The following is a 21137-nucleotide window of genomic DNA, read 5'->3' on the forward strand; positions in this document are numbered from 1 at the left end:
ATGTTCGCCCTCGAGGAGGACGTCAACGCCATCAGGTCCGGACAGAAGCCTCCGGAACCACTGGTGCTGCGGGCGCACGAGGGGGACTGCATCTACGTAACGCTGAAAAACCAACTGGATCCCGCCAAGATGCAAGCAAGCTGCTTCGAGGCCACAGAGCCGGGCCAACTCGGCTGGCGGCGGGGCCACGGCAGCACGCTCCCCGGCTGCCTCGACCAGCCGCCCAAAAACGAGCGGAACGTGCCGGGGTTCAAACCGTACCCCGTCAGCTCGCGGGTCTCGCTCACACCCACCCTGCTCGAATACGCACTTGAATCACGCGGCACCAACACCGGCGACGACACCTATGGGCTCGGTGACCTGACGGCTGGCGTGGGCGAACAGCGGCAGGTTTTCTGGGTTGCGCCGGACGGCATCACCGGCCTGGCCCTGCTGCAGGACCAGGCCGACCCGCTGCACCACGGGCACCACGGGCTCTTCGGCGGCCTGGTGATCGAACCCAAGGGCACCAGCTGGCTCAACCCGAAGGACGGCACCACGCTGAAGTCCGGCACCCAGGCGGTCATCGTCGATCCCAACGGCAAGGACTACCGGGAGAACATCGTCCTGCTTAACAGCGACCTGGCGCTGTTCCGAGCCGATGGCACGGACGTCCCCGACAACGTGGACCTGGCGGTCGCACCGAGCCGGGAGACCGACGACACCGAGGACTCTGGCGAGGTCGCGGTGAACTACCGCAACGAGCCCTGGAACCACCGGTACGCGGCCACCAACGACGTGGCGACCATCTTCAGCAGCTACCCGCACGGCGACCCGAGCACGCCCCTGCTGGAGGCGTACGCGGGGGACAAGACCGTACTGTGGGTCGGCCAGGCGGTGGGTAAGCCCAGATCGACCGGGTTCACCCTGCACGGTCACACCTGGCGGGCTGCGCCCAAGGATCCGCAGTCGCAGATCAAGGCGTTCCAGGGCGAGTTCAATCCGGGCAGCGTGTACCCGGTGGTGCTCGATCCGGACGTGACCGGCGGCGCGGGCGGCCCGACTGCCATACCCGGTGACTACCTGTACCGGTCCAACACCCTCTCACCGCATCTCATCGGCGGGCAGTGGGGGGTCTTCCGGGTGTACGGGACGCCCCGCTCAGGGCTGATCCAGCTCCCAGACCATCCCATCGGCTGAGCGAGCACGGGTGCGGGCGGTTCGCCGACCGCCCGCACCCGGAGAGGAACCGGAACCAATGACAACGATCTCGAAATGGCGGCTGGTCGAGCCGGTGCCGGGCAGCCGGCGGCGGAACCGCCGGCCCCCGAAGCCGCAGCCGAAGCGGCGGCTCGGCTTCCTGGCTGGGCTCGCCACCGGCATGACCATCGCGGTCGCGATCAGCGGTCTGGCCTTTCTGACCACCCGTCCGGAGGGGCGGGCGGCTGCGGTGCCCCCCACGCACCCGGCGTCCGCGCACCCGACCGGGTCGACCGCCGCAGTTTTGGATGTCAAGGCGCGACATGTGGGGGGTTTGCAGGTGCAGATCGAGGTGCAGGCGGTGAGCCCCGGAACGTATCAGCCGATCACGATGGCCCGGATGGTCGCCTGGACGGACATGATCGCCATGCCGATGTCCCACCGGCAGGGGCCGATCATCCTGATGGAGGTCCCTGGTAAGCGGGGCAGCTACAGCGCCCTCGCCAACGTGCCGATGATCGGGGAGTACGACGTCCGCGTCGAACTCCAGCAGCCGTTACCGGCGGAGGCGCACGAGCGGGTGGACGTGCAGACGGTCGGTCGGACGAGCTGACCTCCGAACACGGCGGAGGCCCCCGGTCCACGGACCGGGGGCCTCCGTGCTGCTCAGGATGTCAGTAGGGCCGGCGGAAGCCGGCGACCGGCATGGTGTTGATGCTGGACACCTGCACCGGCTTACCGGTCCGGGGCGCGTGCACCATGATCCCGTTCCCCAGATACAGGCCCATATGGTGCAGGTCGCTGAAGAAGAAGACCAGGTCGCCCGGTCGAGCGTCGGCGCGGGACACCGGCCGCCCCTCGTTCCACTGAGCGCCGGTGAAGTGGGTCAGCGAGATGCCCGCCGCCTTGTAGGCGTACTGGGTGAGGCCGGAGCAGTCGAACGAGTTCGGGCCGGTGGCGCCCCAGACGTACGGGTCACCGACCTGCGCGCAGGCGGTCTTGATCGCGGTACGGGCAGCGCTGCTCACCACGCCGTCGATGCTCGGGCAGTTCTCGACCCGCACCGAGCTCACCGGCAGCATCGCGGTCAACCGCTTGATCTCGGCGTTGATCTGCTTCTTCTTCGCCGCCAGCTCGGCCTTCTGCTTCATCTCGGTGGCGATCAGCGCGTCCAGCTTCTGCTTCTGCGCCAGGTACCGGTCGCGGATGGCGAGCACGCCGGCGACCTGCTTGCGCTGTTGCTCGGCCAGCCGGTCGAGGATGACGAGTTGCTCGGCGAGGGTGCCCGGCTTGGTGCTGACCAGCAGGGCACCGATCTCCTGCGAGGGGCCGTCGATGTAGTAGCGGGCGGCGAGGTCGCCGACCTGGTTCATTGCCAGCGCCGACTGCAGCTCCAGCGGCGCCATCTTCTTCTGCAGGTCAGCCGACTTCTTCTGGTTGGCCTTGAGCTGGGAGTTGATCTTGTTGTACTGCTCGATGGTGGGTTCGAGCTGTTCCCACTGCTTGTCGATTTGCGCGTCGATCTCGTCGACCGACGGCGCCGCGTGCGCCGGAGCCGTCAGCAGCCCGGCGCCGACCGCGACGGCCGCGACCAGGGTGAGGAGACGGCGTACGAACCGGCGGGCCCCGAGCGGTCTGACGGGTGGCTGGCTCGGGGCGTGACGATGAGGGGGCATGGTTGCCACCGGCACGGACTCCTTTGCAACCGACCGCGGGCGCCTCGAGAGAGGGAAGGTCGAGGCAGACGACCCACAGCGGTCGGAGCCCCACACTAGGGAAGGCACCGGGGAGGAATCAAGGCAGCCTCTTGCTCAATCACCCGTCCGCAACCGCTTGCACACCAAGGGTGTTCATTCACTTTCCAACGATCGCGGTCAATACATCATCGAGAGTCACCACACCCAGGGCGCGAGGGCCGTCGCTCACCAGCACCATGTGCCGTCGCTCGCGCCGCATCGCGAGGAGCAGATCCGCCAGCGTACGGTCGGGCGGCACCACGGCCAGCGGCCGGTAGACCTCGGCGGGCACCGGCGCGCGCCGGCTCGCGCCCGCGTATCCGAGCACGTCCTTCACGTGCACGAAACCGAGCACCCGGCGGGTGGACCGCTGCACCACCGGGAAGCGGGACCGGCCGGTACGCGTCGCCAGCACCTCCAGCGAGGCCGGTGAGACGTCCTCGGCCACCGTGGTCACGGTCGACCACGGTTGCAGCGCGTCGGCCGCGGTACGGCTGTGCAGGGCCAGCGCGCCGGTGATCCGGGCGTGCTCCTCCGCGTCCAGCAGCCCCTCCGTCCGCGCCTGGGACACCAGCCCGGCCAACTCCTCCGCCGTGAAGACCGTTTTCACGGCGTCGGTCGCCTCGACCCGCCACAGCCGCAGCACCTGCCGGGCCGACCACTTCATCGCCAGCAGCAGCGGCTTGGTGGCCACGCAGAAGGCCAGCATCACCGGGCCGAGCCACAGCGCCGAGGGCTCCGGGCCGGCCAGGGTGATGTTCTTCGGCACCATCTCGCCGACCACGGTGTGCAGGAAGACCACCACGCCGAGGGCGATCACGAACGCGACCGGGTGCACGCCGGAGGCCGGCAGGCCCAGCCGCTCGAACGGCGTCTCCAGCAGGTGGGCCAGCGCCGGCTCGGCGATCGCGCCGAGGCCGAGCGAGCACACCGTGATGCCGAGCTGCGCCCCAGCGATCATCAGCGGGATCTGGTTCATCGCGGCGAGCGCCCAGCGGGCCCGCTTGGACGCCGCCGCGAGCGGTTCGATCACCGTCCGCCGGGAGGCGATCAGGGCGAACTCGCTGCCCACGAAGAAGGCGTTGCCGAGCAGCAGCAGGGCAGCGACCAGCAGCTCAGTCATCGGCGTCGAGCTCCTCGGGGCGGACCACCCGGACCTGCTCCACGCGGTGCCGCTCCACCTCGACGACGGTGAACTCGTAGCCGGCCTCCTCGACGGTCTCGCCGGGGGCGGGAATGTGCCCCAGCCGGGCCATCAGGAAGCCGGCGAGCGTCTCGTACGGCCCCTCGGGCAGCCGGAAGCCGGTCTGCTCGGCCAGCTCGTCCTCGCGCAGCACGCCGTCCACCAGGACGGTCCGCTCGCCGCCGGGCACGGTCAGCTCGACCGGCCCGAGGTCGTCGACGGCGTCCGGGTCGAACTCGTCGGCGATCTCACCGACCAGCTCCTCGACCAGGTCCTCCACGGTCACCACGCCGTCCGTGCCGCCGTACTCGTCGACCACGATGGCCAGGTCGGCGCCGGCCGCCTTCAGGGCCGCCAGCACCCCGTCCAGGTCCAGGCTCTCCGGGACGTACACCGGCTCCCGGGCGACCGCGGCGACGGTGGTGGACCCCCGGCGGGCCAGCGGCACGCCGAGCGCGTCCGGCACCCCGGCGACGCCGGTGACCAGGTCGAGCGTTTCCTCGTAGACTGGGAACCGGGTCCGGCCGGTCTGCCGGGACAGGTTCAGCAGGTCGGCGACGGTGGCGGTGGCCCGCAGCGCCATCACGTCCACCCGGGGGGTCATCGCCTCGGCGGCCCGCTTGTCGCCGAAGCGGATGGTACGGCGCAGCAGCATCGCGGTGTCCGGCGGCAGCGCGCCGGCCCGGGCCGAGATCGCGGCGAGCAGCCCCAGCTCTTCCGGGGACCGGGCACTGGCCAGCTCCTCCTGCGGCTCCACGCCGAGCCGGCGGACCAGCCGGTTCGCCGAGCCGTTGAGCAGCCGGATCAGCCAGCCGAAGGTACGCGCGAAGGTTCGCATCGGCCCGGCGGTGGCGAGCGCGGCCGGCATCGGCCGGGCCAGCGCCAGGTTCTTCGGGACCAGCTCGCCGAAGAGCATCGAGATCAGCGTGGCCAGGGCCAGCGCGAGCAGCCCGCTGAACCGGTCCGCCCCGCCGACCGGGCGCAGCAGCGGGGCGACGAGCCGGGCCAACGCCGGTTCGGCCAGGTAGCCGGTGAGCAGCGCGGTGATGGTGATGCCGAGCTGCGCGCCGGAGAGCTGGAAGGACAGCTCGCGCAGCGCGCGGCGTACGGTGGCGGCCCGCCCGTCGCCCTCGCCGGCGCGCCGGTCGATCTCCGCGCGATCGACGGTGACCAGGGCGAACTCGGCCGCGACGAAGAACGCGTTGCCGACGGTCAGCAGGACGAAGCCGACCAGGGGCAACAGCGCCGTGACCAGAAGGCCGTCGATGTTCGCCTCACCTCGGACGGGATTCTTCCACGGCCGCGCCAGACCGCACGACGGCCCGGCCGCCGCAGTCACGGCCACCACGGCCGGCTCCGGACGGTCCCGGCAAAGCGGAAGCGGCGCCACCCGCCGGGGTGGCGCCGCTTCCGTCGTCGTGCGGCCGATCAGCCGGCCGCGCCGGCGGTCTCCTTCTCGCCCGCGGTGTCCGCGGGCTTCACCGAGCGGAGCAGCACGCTGGCCACGTCCACGACCTCGACCTGCTCGCCGGCCCCCTTGCCGTTGACCCCGTCATTGAGCATCGTCGAGCAGAACGGGCAGCCGACGGCGATGGTCTTCGCCCCGGTGGACATGGCCTCCTCGACCCGGTCCACGTTGATCCGCTTGCCGATCTTCTCCTCCATCCACATCCGGGCGCCGCCGGCGCCGCAGCAGAAGGAGCGCTCGCTGTTGCGCGGCATCTCGGTGATCTCGGCCGAGCCGAGAGCAGCGCCCAACACCTCCCGGGGCGGGGTGAAGACCCGGTTGTGCCGGCCCAGGTAGCAGGGGTCGTGGTAGGTGAGGCCACCGTCCAGCGGCTGCACCGGGGTGAGCTTGCCGGTGGCGACCAGGTGTGCCAGCAACTGGGTGTGGTGGACCACCTCGAACTCGCCGCCGAGCTGGCCGTACTCGTTGCCCAGGGTGTTGAAGCAGTGCGGGCAGGTGGCCACGATCTTGCGCTTGCTCTTCTCCCGGCCCTCGAACGCCTCGTTCAGCGTCTCGACGTTCTGCTGGGCGAGCATCTGGAAGACGAACTCGTTGCCGATCCGGCGGGCCGGGTCACCCGAGCAGGTCTCGCCCTCGCCGAGGATGGCGAAGGAGACGCCGGCCTCGTTGAGCAGCGTGGCGACCGCACGGGTGGTCTTCTTGGCCCGGTCCTCGAACGCGCCGGCGCAGCCGACCCAGAACAGGTACTCGAAGTCCTCGACCTCGCCGACCCGCGGCACCTCGAAGTCCAGGCCCTTGGTCCAGTCCTCGCGGGTGTTCTGCGGGGCACCCCAGGGGTTGCCCTTGTTCTCCAGGTTGCGGAGCATCACGCCGGCCTCGGACGGGAAGCTCGACTCGATCAGCACCTGGTAGCGGCGCATGTCGACGATGTGGTCCACGTGCTCGATGTCCACCGGGCACTGCTCGACGCAGGCGCCGCAGGTGGTGCAGGACCAGAGCACGTCCGGGTCGATGACCCCGCCCTCCTCGGCGGTGCCGATCAGTGGCCGGTCCGCCTCGGCCAGGGCCAGCACGTCGACGCTCGCGAGCTGCTCCTGGGTGGCCTTCTCCTCGCCGGTCAGGTCCTTGCCGCCGCCGGCCAGCAGGTACGGCGCCTTGGCGTACGCGTGGTCGCGCAGGCTCAGCACCAGCAGCTTCGGCGACAGCGGCTTGCCCGTGTTCCAGGCGGGGCACTGCGACTGGCAGCGACCACACTCGGTGCAGGTGCTGAAGTCCAGCAGGCCCTTCCAGGTGAACTGCTCGACCTGGGCGACGCCGAACTGGTCCTTCTCGGGGTCGGCCTCCTCGAAGTCGAGCGGCTTGCCGTCGCTCATCATCGGGCGCAGCGCGCCGAGACCGGAGCCGGCCGGCTTCGCCGGCTCCCGCTTGAAGAAGATGTTCGGGAACGCCAGGAAGCGGTGCCAGGCGACACCCATGGTGACGTTCAGCGAGATCACGATGAGCCAGGTCATCGAGATGACGATCTTGATGAGGGCGGCGAGGCTGACGCCCGCCGCCCAGGCTGGCAGGGCGGCGCCGATCGCGTGGCTGACCGGGGTGGCCCAGACCGGGTACTCGAAGTGGTCGGTGGCGACCTTGAAGCCGCGGATCAGGAAGCCGAAGATCAGAACCAGTAGCACGACCCACTCGACGAAGTAGCCCTGCCACATGGTCGAGCCGGTGAACCGGGACCGGTTGCCGGGGCGGTTCGGCCGGTTGCGCAGGCGGATCGCCATCAGCACCAGGATGCCGAGGAAGCCGAACACGCCGATCAGCTCGGTGGCCAGGCCGAAGATCGTCCAGTGTCCGATGATCGGCAGCCCGCCGCCCGACGTGACCACCTCGAAGTACGCCTCGAGCACCAGCAGCGACAGCACGATGAACGCGACCATCACGAACCAGTGCGCGGCACCCACCACGCTCCACTTGAGCATGCGGGTGTGACCGGCGGTCTCCACCAGCATCTTCCTGGTGCGGGCGCCCTTGTCGGCGAAGCGCTCCGGCGCGGGTTGCCCGAGCCGGATCACTGCCACCATCTTCATGACCGCGCGTACCGCAAGCCACACCGCCACCGCCGTGATGGCGGCCGCGAGGATCGTGGTGACGATCTGGACGCTGCCCATCGAGTTGGCCTCCCGGTCTGCTGCCTGTCGAGCGGCTCGGCGACCGGAAAGGCTCAGGACGCGGGCGGCGTTCCGCCGCTACCGCCACCCCGACCCGATCGGCCGATGACCTCGCTCCGCTCGGTCATGCAGTGCAGCCTACGCGCAAGGTTACCCAGCAGTAACGTGAGTCTTCTCGCATTCGGCCACGCCGCCCTGCGCACACCTTAGGTGGACCTGGCGCCAAGCGCCGGGCAGGGGCGCGTGGCGTGACGTACGTCCATCTGTTGACCGGCGGTGAACCGGTCGACAGAGGCCGACCGGGGCAGGACCGGGCGGCGGCCCGACCCCCGCGACGACGTCAGTCGCTGCCCGGCGTCGGACGCGCCGAGCTGAAGTCGTCGTAGCGGAGAGCCGGGCCGGCCGTCGACCGGGTCAGCGCCAGCGGGAGAGCAGGATGAGCGAGGCGACCATCGCGCCGAAGCCCACCGCGAGGTTCCAGAAGCCCCACGTGGCGACCGGATAAGCCTGCTCGGAGAGGTAGTAAACAACCAGCCAGCCGATCCCGACGACGATCAACGTGACCGCGACGATCGGCAGCCAGACCGGGCTAGGCTTGCGCGTCGCCGCCGTCGCCGTCGGACGCACGTCCGTCGGCGGGGTGTACACCTTCTTCTTGCGGACCTGAGACTTGGGCACGACGCTCTCCAGAGGGGGGTACGACCTCGTCCGGCCTGACAACCGGGCGCGAGGGCGACGGTCCATGGCCAATAATGTTCGACAGCTAGCGTAGTCCGGACGGACCGCCCAGGCCATGAATGGGGTCAGGCCGGTGCACGGAGTGACCGAAAAGGGGGGGACTTTTCGGGTCGAACAGCCCGGTCCGCCCGTCGCGGGCCGGAACGAGACGACGGGAAAGGGAACGCCCGGTGGAGTACACGTCCGGTGCCGCCTCCTGGCAGAAGGTCCTCCGGCGGGCGGTCGTCGGTCTGCTGCCCCGGCGGCCACGGCAACGCCGCCCGGGATGGTCGATCGGCGTACCCCTGATCGCCGCCGCGGCCGGCCTGCTCTTCACCACGACCGCGACCACCGCGGGCGGCACCGCCCTGCGGGAGGACCGGCGCCCCCAGCTCACCCAGTTGATCGAGGACCGGCGCGAGCAGGTCGCCGAGAGCGAGGCCAAGGCCGCCCGGCTGCGCGCCGAGGTCGAGGAGCAGACCGCGGCGCTGGCCGACACCGACGGCCCGATCAAGGCCCAGCGCGACCGGGCCGCCGGCAGCCGGCAGGCCGCCGGGTTCACCGCGCTCAGCGGCACCGGCGTCACCATCGAACTCAACGACGCGCCCCGCCGGGCCGACCAGGCCCTGCCCAAAGGTGCCAGCAACGACGATCTGGTCGTCCATCAGGGCGACGTCCAGGCGGTCGTGAATGCGCTCTGGGCGGGCGGAGCCGAGGCAATGTCAATCATGAACGTCCGCGTCCTCAGTACCAGCGCGGTACGCTGCGTCGGTAACACCCTGCTGCTGCACGGTCGGGTGTACTCCCCTCCTTTCAAGATCGTGGCTATCGGCGACCCCGCCTCGCTCCAGCGGGCCCTCGCCGCGTCCGAGGGAGTCCGGTTGTTCAAGGAAGCGGTCGACCACTACCAGCTCGGCTACTCCGAGACCGTCTCCGCGGTCACCGTGCCGGCGTTCGAGGACTCCACCGCGCTCCGCTCGGCGAAGGTGCCCCGGTGACCTCCGAGGGCCCCCAGGAGCGCGACGGGCGTCACCGCGACCGCGGTGAGGAGCGGACCGCGTTCCTCCCCCCGGTCGAGCGCCCGGCCCCACCGCCGGCCCGTCCCGCGCTCGACCTCCCCTGGCCGGAGCCGGCCGAACGCCGGCCCGCCGCGGCCCGCCCGCCGGCCGACGATCGGCCTGCGGTGTTCTTCGGCGACGGTCCGGGCGGCACCTCCGCCGCCGGCCCGGAGTCCCGCCGGCCCGCCGCGCAGAGCACCCCGCCGCGCCGCCTCCCGACCGAGCCGCCGCCGCGCTGGGGCGACGTGATCGCCGCGCGTTCGCAGCCGACCGCCGCCACGACGCCGGCGGCTCCGGACGAGGCCGGGCCGCCGAGCCGGTCCGCCGAGCGGCCCGACGCCCGCCCGGGCGGGCCCGCACCGACCCGGGGCGTACGGCCCGCCGCCCCGGGCGATGACGCGACCGCGATCATTCCCCGGGTGACCGGCCAGCCGGAGAGCCGCCCGACACCGGCGGCGGGCACGGAGAGCCGGGCCCGGCACACCGGCCCGACGGCCGGGGATCGGGCCGCCGGCACGCCCCGCACGGCCGAGTCGGCCGGTGGCACGCCCCGCTCGGCGGCCCCTCGTGGACCGCAGGCACCCGGACCAGGACGACCGGAAGCCGGCGGTGTGCCGGCGGATCAGGGGGCGACCGCGGTGCTGCCGGCCGTCACCGCCCGACGCCCGAACGATCCCGGCCTCGACTCCACCGCGCTGATGGGTGCCGTGCCCCCGCTGCCCGAGGGCGGCGGCGAGCCCGCCGAGGGGCCGGCCGAGCCGCCCCGCCCCCGCCGGGGCGAGCGGGTGGTGCAGCTCCGGCCCGAGCAGACCGGCGAGGGGTACAAGAGCGTCTACTCCGAACTCACCCGCCCCACCGTCGGTTCCCGGGTGCGTAGCGGCATCCGGGCCACCGGCGAGGTCCTGATCACCTTCGGCCTGGTCGTGCTGCTCTTCGCCGGGTACGAGATCTGGGGCAAGACGGTGATCGTCGACGCCCACCAGAACGACCTGAACAGCCAGCTCGCCCAGGAGTGGGGGGCGGACCCGACGGTCGGCCCGACCGCACCCGCCGGCCCCAGCGCGAAGCCCAAGCCGCCGGCGGAGGGCAAGCCGGTCGCCGGGCTCTACATCCCCAAGTTCGACAAGCACTGGGTCGTGGTCGAGGGGGTAAGCCCCGACGACATCCGCTACGCCCCGGGCCACTACCCGAAGAGCGCCATGCCGGGCGAGGTCGGCAACTTCTCCGTCGCCGGGCACCGCATCCGGTCCACCTTCTGGCGACTGGACGAGCTCGACGACGGCGATGCCATCGTGGTCGAGACCAAGGACTACTGGTACGTCTACCGCGTCATCAAGACCCGGATCGTCAGGCCAACTCAGGTGGAGGTCGTCGCGCCCAACCCGTTCGAGCCCGGCAAGCCGGCGGGGCAGAAGCTGCTCACCCTCACCACCTGCAACCCCAAGTTCGACAACTACCAACGCCTGATCATCCACGCGGAGCTGGACGAGAACGCCAGCCACTCGAAGTCCGCGGGCCGGCCGCCGGAGCTGGAAGGCTGACGATGTACGCGTGGATCTGGCGCAAGCTGCCGTTCGGGCTGGCCGGGAAGCTGATCGGCTCGCTGCTGCTCGCCGCGGCGACGGTCGCCCTGCTCTGGTTCGTGGTCTTCCCGTGGGCCGAGCCGCTGCTCCCCTTCGACGACGTCCAGGTCACTCAGGATTCGGGCGTACCGGGTGACGACGGTGGCGGGCTGACCGAGCCGAGCGTGCGGCCCAGCGAGGAGGACATCCCGTACAGCACGGAGACCAACAACGCCCCGCCCACCACCCCGAACAGGTGACCCGATGCGCGTCCTGGTGATCGACAACTACGACTCGTTCGTCTACAACCTGGTGCAGTACCTCGGCCAGCTCGGCGTGGACTGCGAGGTACGGCGCAACGACGAGATCGACGTCGCCGAGGTCGGCCGGGTGGGGGCCGCGGGCGTCCTGTTGTCACCCGGGCCGGGAAGCCCGGACCGGGCCGGCAGCTGCCTCGACGTCATCCGGGAGTACGCTGGCAAGCTCCCGCTCTTCGGCGTCTGCCTCGGGCACCAGGCGATCGGCGAGGCGTTCGGGGCGACCGTGACCCGGGCGCCGGAGCTCCTGCACGGCAAGACGTCCGAGGTGAGCCATCACGGGGTCGGGGTGCTCGCCGGCCTGCCCGAACCGTTCACCGCCACCCGGTACCACTCGCTCGCCGTACTGCCCGAGACGTTGCCCGACGAGCTGGAGGTGACCGGCTGGACCGGCTCCGGCGTGGTCATGGCGATGCGGCACCGGAGCCTGCCGATCGAGGGCGTCCAGTTCCACCCCGAGTCGGTGCTGACCGAGGGCGGGCACCTCATGCTGGCGAACTGGCTGGCGGTCTGCGGCCACCCGGAGGCGCTGGAGCGGGCCCCGGAGTTGGCCGCCGAGGTGGACGCCCGCCGCCGGGCCGCCTTCGCCACTTCCTGACGACCTGAGGCGCCGGCTCGGCGGCGTTGCGGGGCCCCGGTCAGCGGGACATCGCCAGATCGACGACCGAGGGTCGGCGACAAACATCGAGGCCCCGACCGGAGTCGGGGCCTCGATCCGTCACTGCCGGGAGAACTGCTGCGGCGGGGTGGTGGGGAAGGGGAACCCGCCACCGGTGCCCGTCGGTGAACCGCTCGGGCTGGGCGACGTCGGCGATTCGGTCGGCTCCGGGGGTGCGATGTCGACGTAGATGGTGACCCGGCTGCCCTTCGGGAGGTCCCTGTTGGCGCCGGGGCTCTGCCTGCTGACCTTGCCGACCTGGTCCGGGTTGGTGGTGTCGTCACCGTCGAGGACCCGCACCTTGTACCCGGCGTTGTTCAGGAGTCGCTCCGCCTGGTCCTTGGGGAGGCCGACCACGTCCGGGACCTTGGCCACGTTGCCCTTGGAAACCAGCACCTTGACGGTGGAACCAACCGGTACGGTCTCGCCCTCCTTCGGGTCGACGCTGACGACGAGGCCCTCCGCCAGGCTGCTGTCGACATCCTCGGAGTCGACGACGAGCTCCAATCCTTCGAGCTGCTGCTTGACGTTCGTGAACTGAGAGCCCTTCAGCCCCTTCGGGATGGGGACCTGGCTCGGGCCGCCGCAGATCTGGATCGTGACGTTCTGACCCTTCTTCACGGTCGTACTGGCCGGCGGACTCTGGCCGGCCACCTTGCCCTTGTCGCAGTCGTTGTTCTTCACCTGGTCGCCGAGCACCGGGACAAGGCCGGCGTTCTGCACCTCCTGGAAGGCGACGGCCTGGGTCTTGCCCTCCAACGACGGCACCCGGACGTCGTCCGCCCCCCGCTGGCTCAGGTACAGCGCGGCGGCCAGGGCGATCACCGCGAGCACGCCGAGCGCGGCGAAGGTGGCGATCACCCACGACGAACTCTTCCGCTTGCGCGGATCGCCGACCCGGGCCGGCACCTGCTGGCGGGTCTGCGGGCCCATCACCTGGGTCTGGTACCCGCCGGCCGCGCCGGCCGGGCCCATCGCCGCGGTCTCGTCCGCCGACATGACCGGGGTGGCCAGCACGGGGCGGCCGGCGGCGGCGCGGAGCAGGTCCGCCCGCATCTCGCCGGCGCTCTGGTAGCGGTTCAGCGGGTTCTTGGACAGCGCCTTGAGGACGATCGCGTCCACCGCCGGGTTGACGTCCGGGTTGATGGTGCTCGGGGTCGGCGGCTGCTCGCGCACGTGCTGGTACGCGACGCTGACCGGGCTGTCCCCGACGAAGGGCGGGTGCCCGCAGAGCAGTTCGAACAGGACGCAGCCGGCCGCGTACACGTCGGACCGGGCGTCGACCGCCTCGCCACGCGCCTGCTCCGGGGAGAGGTACTGCGCGGTGCCGATGACGGCGCTGGTCTGGGTCATCGTGGTGGCCCCGCTGGCCAGCGCCCGGGCGATGCCGAAGTCCATCACCTTGACCTGGCCGGTCTGGGTGAGCATCACGTTGCCCGGCTTGATGTCCCGGTGGATGATGCCGTGCCGGTGGCTGAACTCCAGCGCGGCGCACATGTCGGCGCAGATCTCCAGCGCCCGGCGCGGCTGGAGTCGCCCCTCGGCCCCCAGCACCTCCTTGAGGGTCCGTCCGTTGACGAACTCCATCACGATGAACGGCAGCGTCTCGCCGGTCGGCGCGGTCTCCTCGCCGGTGTCGTACACCGCGACGATCGCCGGGTGGTTCAGCGAGGCGGCGTTCTGCGCCTCGCGGCGGAACCGCATCTGGAATGTGGCGTCCCGGGCGAGATCGGTCCGAAGCATCTTGATCGCGACATCCCGCCCAAGACGGAGATCGCGACCGCGGTGCACCTCCGCCATGCCGCCGTAGCCGAGCAGCTCGCCGACCTGGTACCTGCCACCGAGCAGGCGGGCCTGCGCTGTCATCGCGTCTCTCGTCCTTCGCTCGTCGTCGTCTCGCCGCCACCGGGCCGGAGCCGTACCCCACGACGGTACGACGTCCCGACCAGATCGTCCGCACCGTGGACCCGCACCGCGCCGGACGTCACGCTCACCGGGCCGAGTGCGCCGGGTTGGCCGGCCGCCGCGTGCTTCCGGTAGTAGTACGAAATCACGCCGGAGCAGAGCACCACCAGTACGGCCACCACCACGGCGGTGACCCACAGCCCGGACCGGGACCGGCGCGGGGCTGGCGGCAGGGCAGCCGGCCGTGCGTACCCCGGGGGGTTGTGCTGCCGGGGCGACGGGACGGTCGCCGCGCCGCGCGGCGCCACCGGCGGGTGCGGCTGCGGAGCGGGCTGGGCCACCGCGACGGGCCGCGGCGCGACCGGCGGGCGGGTGGGCACCGCGGGCGGCCGGGGCTGCGGGCGCGGCGCGGCCGGAACCTGCGCCCGGGCCGACGGCGCGGCCGGCGAGGAGGGTACGCCGGAGATCGGGCCGGCCTGCCCCGCGCCGCCGCGGGCCTGCTGCGACAGGGCGAGCTTGGCCTGCCGGGCGACGCTGCCCAGGGCGGCGGCGCTCGGCCAGCGGGCCGCCGGATCCTTCGCCATGGCCCGCTCGACGATCGCCCGGACCTGGGGCGGGATGTCAGCGGGCAGCGGTCGGGGAGCCTCCCGCACGTGCTTCATGGCGATCTCGAGCGGATTGTCCCCCTCGAACGGTCGCCGACCGGCGAGGCACTGGTACGCGACCACGCCGAGCGCGTACACGTCGGAGGCGGGGGTGGCGACCGCGCCGGTCGCCTGCTCGGGCGAGATGTACGAGGCGGTACCGAGCACCGAGCCGGCGGCGGTGAGCTGGCCCACGAGGTCGGAGCGGGCGATGCCGAAGTCGGTGAGCACCAGCGTGCCGTTCGGCCGGACCAGCAGGTTGCCCGGCTTCACGTCCCGGTGCACGATCCCCTTCTCGTGGGCGGCGTGCAGCGCGTCGGCGGCCTGCGCGAGCAGGGCCATCGTCCGGGCCGGGGTGAGCCGCCCCACCCGGCTGAGCGTCGAGGAGAGCGCGTCGCCCTCGACGTACTCCATGACCAGGAAGGCGACCTGCTGGTCGCTGCCGAAGTCGTAGACGTCCACCACCCCGGGGTGGTTGATGGTGGCCATCGTCCGGGCCTCGCCCCGGAACCGTTCGGCGAAGCCGGGCTCGTCGAGCAGGGCGGGGAGCAGGCTCTTCACCGCGACCGTCCGGCCCAGCACCTGATCGGTGCCGCGCCAGACGTCGCCCATGCCACCGCTGGCGATCCGCTCGTCGAGGCGGTAGCGGTTGCCGAGCTGCACCCCCGGGCTGAGCATGTCAGCGGCCCCCGGCGTCGGTGATGGCCGCCTGCATGATCCGGCCGGCGATCCGGGCCGCCTCGTGGCTGCCGCCGGACCCGGCCTGTTCCAGCTCCACACAGACCGCGGAGATCGGGGTGCCGTTCTTGTCCAGGGCGAAGCCGATGAACCAGCCGTGGTCCGGGGTGCCCGGGCCGGACTGCGCGGTGCCGGTCTTCCCACCGATCGTGTAGCCACGGATCCGGGCTGACTTGCCGGTGCCGTTCTCGACCACGCTGACCATCATGTCCCGCAGGTCGGCCGCGACCTGCCCGCTCACCGGCTGGCGCAGCTCCCGCGGCTTGGCGGTGTAGTAGCTGGTGGTGCGGTCCGGGGCGAGCAGCTGCTTGACCAGGTAAGGCCGCATCTGGCTGCCGCCGTTGGCGACCGAGGCGGCGATCAGCGCGCCCTGCAACGGGGTCATCCGGACGTCGCGCTGGCCGATCGAGGACTGGGCCAACGCGGCCGGATCGGTCGCCCCGCCCGGTGCGGTCATCTCGCCGGTCCGGCTGGCCGCCACCGGCAGGCCGCCCTCGCCCAACTGCCCGACCGTGAGGTCGTCCTGCTCGAAGCCGAATTCGCGCGCCTTCTCCTTGACCTTGTCCGCCCCGAGCTTCACGCCGAGCTGCGCGAAACCGGTGTTGCAGGACTCCGTGAGCGCCTGGATCAGGCTCACCTCGTCCTGCGGACAGATCGAGTCCTCGGCGTTCCTGATCGGCTGTCCGGACGTCGGCGGGGTCCAGCTCGCCCCGGCCGGGATCCTGGTCTGCTTGGTGTAGCCGCTCTCCAGTGCCGCCGCGGACATGATGACCTTGAAGGTGGAGCCGGGCGGCAGCGTCTCCGCGAGCGCCCGGTTGGCCAGCGGCCGGTCCTTGTCCTGCTCGAGCTTGTTGAACGCCTTCGACGCCGCGTCGGTGTCGTGGCTGACCAGCGGGTTCGGGTCGAAGCTCGGCATGGAGACCAGCGCCTGCACCGCGCCGGTACGCGGGTCGATCGCGATCGCCGCGCCCCTGGTCGCCCCGACCTCGTTGTTCTGGAGCTCCTTGTACGCGGTGTCCTGGGCCCGCTTGGAGAGGGTCAGCAGCACGTTGCCGCCGCCGGTCTTGTTCCCGGTGAACATGTCCTTCACCCGGTCGCCGATGAGCTGGTCGCTGGTGCCGGCGAGGAACTGGTTCTCGGTCCGCTCGATGCCGGTCGCGCCCCCGTTGACCGGCTGGTAGCCGAGCACGTGCGCGTACTCCTCGCCGGCCGGGTAGGTACGCAGGAAGCGCAGCTTCCCGCCGGTGTCCTTGCTGATCGCGTACGCGGTGCCGCCGACCTCGATGTTGCCGCGCTTGCGGTCGTACTCGGCGACCTGGACCCGGCCGTTGTAGTCGCTGTTGCGGTATTCGTCCGCCTTGTAGGCCTGGATCCAGTTCAGGTTCGCGAAGAGCAGCCCGAACAGGATCATCACGACCACTCCGACGCGGCGCAGCGGTGCGTTCACGGCCGGATCACCTCCGTGGGGGCACCATGCAGCTGTTCCGGCGGGCCGCCCGACGGCCGGGGCACCGGTCCGCCTCCGGTCACCGGCCGGCGAGCGCCGTCGGAGACCCGGAGCAGGACCCCGATGAGCAGCCAGTTCGCCATCAGCGACGAACCACCGGCGGAGAGGAACGGAGTGGTCTGGCCGGTCAGCGGGATGAGCTTGCTGATCCCGCCGACGATGACGAAGACCTGCAGGCCCAGGGTGAAGGCCAGGCCACCGGCCAGCAGCTTGCCGAACGAGTCCCGCACCGCCAGCGCGGCCCGCAGCCCCCGCTCGACGATCAGCAGGTAGACCACGAGCAGCGCGGAGAGGCCGAAGAGGCCGATCTCCTCGCCGATGCCGGCGAAGATGAAGTCCGTCTGCACCTCGGGCAACAGGGTCGGCTGGCCGCCACCCGGCCCGGCCCCGAAGAGGCCGCCGCTGCCGAGCGTGAGCAGACCCTGGACCAGCTGGTAGCCCTTGTTGTACGGGTCACCGAACGGGTCCAGCCAGATCTCGGCCCGGAGGTAGAAGTTGGCAAACGGGCCGCCGACCGTGCTGCCCAGCAGGTACGCCAGGTAGGCGCCACCGAAGAAGAGGATCAGGCCGATCAGCAGCCAGCTCACCCGCTCGGTGGCGATGTAGAGCGTCACCACGAACATGCCGAAGTAGAGCAGCGAGGTGCCAAGGTCCTTCTCGAAGACCAGGACCAGGAGGCTGATCAGCCAGACCACGAGGACCGGGCCGAGGTCGCGCCCGCGCGGGAAGTCGATGCCGAGCAGCCGGCGGCTGGCCAGCGACAGCACCTCCCGCTTACGGACCAGGTAGTACGCGAAGAAGGCGAGCAGGGCGAGCTTGGCGAACTCACCCGGCTGGATCGAGAAGCCGCCGATCCGGATCCACAGCTTGGCGTTGTTGATCTCGGAGAACCGGGCCGGCAGCACCGCCGGAATCATCACCAGCACGATGCCGGCCAGACCCAAGGTGTACGCGTACCGGGAGAGCGAGCGGTGGTCCCGCATGATCGCCAGCAGTCCGGCGGCGAGGACCACCGCGCCGAGCGTCCAGGCGAGCTGCCGCCCGCCGGTGCCGGCGAAGACGGCCAGGTGCTCCCGCTCCTCTGGGGCGGCCTGGGCCAGGTCGTAGCGGCGTAGGAAACCCACGCCGATGCCGTTGAGCAGGGCGACCGCCGGCAGCAACGCCGGGTCGGCGAACGGCGCCAGCCAGCGGATCACCAGGTGCAGGCCGACGAAGACCAGGCCCAGCGTGGCGGCCGGGATCCAGAAGTCCGAGGTGACCGTGTCCAGCACGTTCGCCTCGACCGTGGCCGAGTACGCCGCCACCAGCACGATGGCGAGCAGGAGCAGCGACAGCTCCGCGTTGCGCCGGGACCGGGCCAGGCGTACGCCGGACTGCTCGCCCGTCGAGGCGGGCGAGGCTGCCGGTACGGCGGCTACGGTCACGGATGCGTCCTCCGGGTCGGACCGACGCTCACTCCGGCGACCGGCAGCCGGCCGGGTCGACCGGCGGGACGGTGTCGGAGGGGACGGCGTCGGGCGTGGTGGTCGGCGCGATCGGCGCGGGCGTGGGGGTCGCCGGCGCGACGGCGGTGGCGCTGCCGGACGGGGTCGCCGGGGTGGCAGTGACGGTCGACGTCGGGTTGGACGCGGCGGCCGTCGGCGCCGGGCTGGACGGGCAGAGCGGCTTCAGGTTCGGGTTGGCCGGGTCGTCGCTGGTCAGCTCGGCCAGCCGCCGCTCGGCGTCCGGCTCGCTCTTGGCCTGGATACCCTGCTTGACCTGCTCCTGTGCGGCCAGGGTGAGATCGTCCAGCTTGGCCTCGCTGGTGGCGTGCACGCTAGACAGGTCGAGGCCGGCGATCTGGCCCGGTACGCCCCGGAACACGGCGAGCTGTCCGTCCTGGGTGGCACCGACGTAGTACTGGCGCTGGGTGTAGCTCCATCCGCCGAACAGGCCGCCACCGAGGATGACCAGCAGCGCCAGCAGCATCGCCGCGGTCCGCACCGGGCGGTGCCGGCGCGGCTCGTCCTCGTTGGCGTCCGCGGGCTCCTCCGGCGCGGCCGGGCGGGGGGCGGAGAGCGCCGAGGCACGGGCCGCCGGCGTGGAGACGTCGGCCGAGGTGGCCATGCCCCGGTCCCGGGCAGCGGCGCCGCCGACGATCGGGGACGCCTCGACGATGTCCTGGTCGGTGGCGTCGGCGATGATCACCGTGATGTTGTCCGGCCCGCCGCCGCGCAGGGCGAGCTGTACCAGGCGCTCGACGCACTGCTGCGGGTCGCCGTACTCGCGCATGGTGTCGGCGATGGTGTCCGCGCTGACCACGCCCGACAGGCCGTCGGAGCAGATCAGGTAGCGGTCGCCGGGGAGCACCTGGCGGACGCTGTACTCCGGGTCGATGTCGCGGCCGTCGAGCGCCCGGGTGAGCAGCGAGCGCTGGGGGTGACTGCTCGCCTCCTCCGCGCTGATCCGGCCCTCGTCGACGAGCATCTGGACGTACGTGTCGTCCTTGGTGATCTGCGTGAACTCGTTGTTCCGCAGCAGATACGCCCGCGAGTCACCGATGTGGACCATGCCGAGCTTGCTGCCCGAGAAGAGGGTCGCGGTGAGGGTGGTGCCCATCCCCTCCAACTGCGGGTTGGCGTCCACGGTGTCGCGGAGTTGTTGGTTGGCGGTGCCCACGGCCGAACGCAACGCGTCGACGAGGGCGTCCCCGGGGACGTCCTCGTCGAGCGGCGCCATGGCACCGATGACGATGTTGCTGGCGACGTCACCGGCGGCCATGCCGCCCATGCCGTCGGCAACGGCGAGCAGCCGCGGTCCGGCGTAGACGGAATCCTGGTTACCGTCTCGGATCAGACCGCGGTCGCTGTGGGCCGCATAGCGCAGGGTCAGAGTCATGGCCGTAATTCGAGGGAAGTGCGGCCGATCCGGATCGGCACGCCGAGGGGGACGGGGGTTGGTCCGGTGACCTTAGCGCGATCCAGGTAGGTGCCGTTAGTGGATCCGAGGTCCTCGACGTACCACTGCCCGTCACGCGGCACGAGTCGGGCGTGTCGCGCCGACGCGTAGTCGTCGGTGATCACCAACGTCGAATCCTCGGCGCGACCGATGGTGATCTGCGCCTCACCCAACGTGATCCGGGTGCCGGCCAGCTGGCCGGCGGTGACCACCAGCTGGTGCGCGGCCCTGCCCCGCTTCACCTTGGCCGGCTTGGCGGGCGGTCCGGCCGGGGCGCCGACCCCGCGCGGCGCGGCCACCAGACGACCCGACCGGGCCCCCGCGAACAGGTCTCGGCGGATCACACCGACCACCGTGAACACGAAGATCCACAGCAGGATCAGGAACCCGAACCGGGCGACGGTGATGACGAGTTCCGGCAACGCTCGTCAGCCGTCCACGCGGAAGGTCAGGGTGGTCGTGCCGAGCTGGATCATGTCGCCCGGGTTGAGGGCGACGGCGGAGACACGCTGGCCGTTGACCATCGTGCCGTTGGTGGAGCCGAGGTCGGTCAGCACGACCTGGCCACCGTCGAAGTCCAGCCGGGCGTGCCGACGGGAGATCCCGACATCCGGCAGGCGCAGGTTGGCCTGGTCGCCGCGGCCGATCACGGTCGAGCCCATCTGGAGAGGGTAGGTACGGCCGTCACCGGAGACGAGCCGGACGTTGCGGCCACCGCCGTGCCCCGGCGGCGGGCCGTAGCCGCCACCCTGGTCGTACGACGGGTAGGCCGGGCCGGCGTCGTAGCCGCCGGGCGCGGAGACCGGAGCGACGTCGCCACCGGTGTAGACCTCGGCGGTGACCCGGAACATGCCGGTGTCCAGCCCCTCGCCGCGCTCGATCTCGACGATCACGTCCCCGTAGACCGTCCAGGCCTGCTCGCCGATGAACTCCGCCTGGGACTGGGCCAGCTCCTGGGCCAGCGCGGCGGCGTAGGGCGCCAGCCGACTGTGGTCGTACGGCGAGAGATCGATCACGTAGCGGTTGGGCACCAACGTGCGCCCGCCGGCCAGGATCGCCTTGTGCGCCTCGGCCTCCCGCTGCATGGCGTTGAGGATCTCCACGGGGTGGACCACCCCTTTGAAGACCTTGGCGAAGGCCCCCTCGACCAGGCCTTCCAGACGCTTTTCGAAGCGTTGCAGCACGCTCACCGGCTCCTCCTCGGGTCCCGAGGCCATGATGGTATCCGGACACCGCCTCCGCAGCTCACATGCCGCTCGGCCGGCTGCCGGCGGCCCGTTCGTGGACGGTCCGAAGCTCGTGCTAGAGTTTCGTCCGCCACGAACGGTGATCGCTCGTGGCGATGACCGGTGACAGCGTAATATGT

18 protein-coding genes are annotated in these 21137 nt (G+C 71.4%); 6 read left to right on the plus strand and 12 right to left on the minus strand.

What is annotated here, in order from left to right; translation table 11 throughout:
• Together ONA70_RS22820 and ONA70_RS22825 are read left to right on the plus strand one after the other, a co-directional pair.
• On the plus strand, nt 1–1179 hold a 1179-nt coding region (locus ONA70_RS22820; RefSeq protein WP_265008513.1), incomplete at its 5' end, for a hypothetical protein.
• A gap of 58 nt (nt 1180–1237) precedes the next feature.
• Entirely contained in the window at nt 1238–1792 is a 555-nt protein-coding gene (locus ONA70_RS22825) for a hypothetical protein (protein WP_265008514.1), read from the plus strand.
• Between the two features lie 61 nt (nt 1793–1853).
• On the opposite strand, the gene ONA70_RS22830 is transcribed toward ONA70_RS22825, so the two are convergent.
• The 5 genes from ONA70_RS22830 to ONA70_RS22850 form a co-directional block, all read right to left on the minus strand.
• Nucleotides 1854–2855 carry a C40 family peptidase gene (locus tag ONA70_RS22830; RefSeq protein WP_406601231.1) on the minus strand — a complete coding sequence of 334 codons (1002 nt, stop codon included), beginning with the start codon at nt 2853–2855 and terminating at the stop codon, nt 1854–1856.
• A gap of 178 nt (nt 2856–3033) precedes the next feature.
• The gene (locus tag ONA70_RS22835; protein WP_265008516.1) at nt 3034–4038 is read right to left on the minus strand and encodes a hemolysin family protein; all 1005 of its coding nucleotides are present in this window, start codon (nt 4036–4038) and stop codon (nt 3034–3036) included.
• Nucleotides 4031–5338 carry a hemolysin family protein gene (locus ONA70_RS22840; protein WP_265008529.1) on the minus strand — a complete coding sequence of 436 codons (1308 nt, stop codon included), beginning with the start codon at nt 5336–5338 and terminating at the stop codon, nt 4031–4033. Before ONA70_RS22840 ends, ONA70_RS22835 begins: the two co-directional genes overlap by 8 nt.
• Nucleotides 5339–5526: 188 nt before the next feature.
• Complete coding sequence (locus tag ONA70_RS22845) at nt 5527–7728, minus strand: (Fe-S)-binding protein (protein ID WP_265008517.1); 2202 nt, start codon at nt 7726–7728, stop codon at nt 5527–5529.
• A 414-nt stretch (nt 7729–8142) separates the two neighbouring features.
• Nucleotides 8143–8406, minus strand: a complete 264-nt coding sequence (locus ONA70_RS22850) for a cell division protein CrgA (protein ID WP_265008518.1) — start codon at nt 8404–8406, stop codon at nt 8143–8145.
• A gap of 230 nt (nt 8407–8636) precedes the next feature.
• Here ONA70_RS22850 and ONA70_RS22855 point away from each other — a divergent pair, with 230 nt between their 5' ends.
• The 4 genes from ONA70_RS22855 to ONA70_RS22870 are packed head-to-tail and all read left to right on the plus strand — an operon-like array spanning nt 8637 to nt 11980.
• Entirely contained in the window at nt 8637–9443 is an 807-nt protein-coding gene (locus tag ONA70_RS22855) for a DUF881 domain-containing protein (protein ID WP_265008519.1), read from the plus strand.
• Complete coding sequence (locus ONA70_RS22860; protein ID WP_265008520.1) at nt 9440–11044, plus strand: class E sortase; 1605 nt, start codon at nt 9440–9442, stop codon at nt 11042–11044. The genes ONA70_RS22855 and ONA70_RS22860 overlap by 4 nt, the downstream gene beginning before the upstream one ends.
• 2 nt (nt 11045–11046) lie before the next feature.
• The gene (locus ONA70_RS22865; RefSeq protein WP_265008521.1) at nt 11047–11325 is read left to right on the plus strand and encodes a hypothetical protein; all 279 of its coding nucleotides are present in this window, start codon (nt 11047–11049) and stop codon (nt 11323–11325) included.
• Nucleotides 11326–11329: 4 nt separating this feature from the next.
• Nucleotides 11330–11980, plus strand: coding sequence for an aminodeoxychorismate/anthranilate synthase component II (locus ONA70_RS22870; protein WP_265008522.1), 651 nt, complete (start codon nt 11330–11332; stop codon nt 11978–11980).
• 120 nt (nt 11981–12100) lie between these two features.
• Here the strand turns inward: ONA70_RS22870 and pknB are convergent, their stop codons facing one another.
• The 7 genes from pknB to ONA70_RS22905 are packed head-to-tail and all read right to left on the minus strand — an operon-like array spanning nt 12101 to nt 20988.
• Nucleotides 12101–13906: a Stk1 family PASTA domain-containing Ser/Thr kinase gene (gene pknB / locus ONA70_RS22875; protein ID WP_265008523.1), complete on the minus strand. Its 1806-nt coding sequence runs from the start codon at nt 13904–13906 to the stop codon at nt 12101–12103.
• Nucleotides 13903–15267, minus strand: a complete 1365-nt coding sequence (locus tag ONA70_RS22880) for a serine/threonine-protein kinase (RefSeq protein ID WP_265008524.1) — start codon at nt 15265–15267, stop codon at nt 13903–13905. The genes pknB and ONA70_RS22880 overlap by 4 nt, the downstream gene beginning before the upstream one ends.
• Nucleotide 15268: 1 nt before the next feature.
• Nucleotides 15269–16774 (minus strand): peptidoglycan D,D-transpeptidase FtsI family protein, encoded by a 1506-nt coding sequence (locus ONA70_RS22885; RefSeq protein WP_265008525.1) that lies wholly within the window; start codon nt 16772–16774, stop codon nt 15269–15271.
• On the minus strand, nt 16771–18258 hold the full coding sequence (locus ONA70_RS22890) for an FtsW/RodA/SpoVE family cell cycle protein (protein ID WP_265008526.1): 1488 nt from the start codon (nt 18256–18258) through the stop codon (nt 16771–16773). Before ONA70_RS22890 ends, ONA70_RS22885 begins: the two co-directional genes overlap by 4 nt.
• A 28-nt stretch (nt 18259–18286) precedes the next feature.
• Nucleotides 18287–19711, minus strand: coding sequence for a protein phosphatase 2C domain-containing protein (locus ONA70_RS22895; protein WP_265008527.1), 1425 nt, complete (start codon nt 19709–19711; stop codon nt 18287–18289).
• Nucleotides 19708–20193, minus strand: a complete 486-nt coding sequence (locus ONA70_RS22900) for an FHA domain-containing protein FhaB/FipA (RefSeq protein ID WP_123242988.1) — start codon at nt 20191–20193, stop codon at nt 19708–19710. Before ONA70_RS22900 ends, ONA70_RS22895 begins: the two co-directional genes overlap by 4 nt.
• Before the next feature lie 6 nt (nt 20194–20199).
• Nucleotides 20200–20988, minus strand: coding sequence for an FhaA domain-containing protein (locus ONA70_RS22905; protein ID WP_265008528.1), 789 nt, complete (start codon nt 20986–20988; stop codon nt 20200–20202).
• Between the last annotated feature and the right edge of the window lie 149 nt (nt 20989–21137).

The organism is Micromonospora yasonensis (genome assembly GCF_026013475.1).
Lineage (GTDB): Bacteria > Actinomycetota > Actinomycetes > Mycobacteriales > Micromonosporaceae > Micromonospora > Micromonospora yasonensis.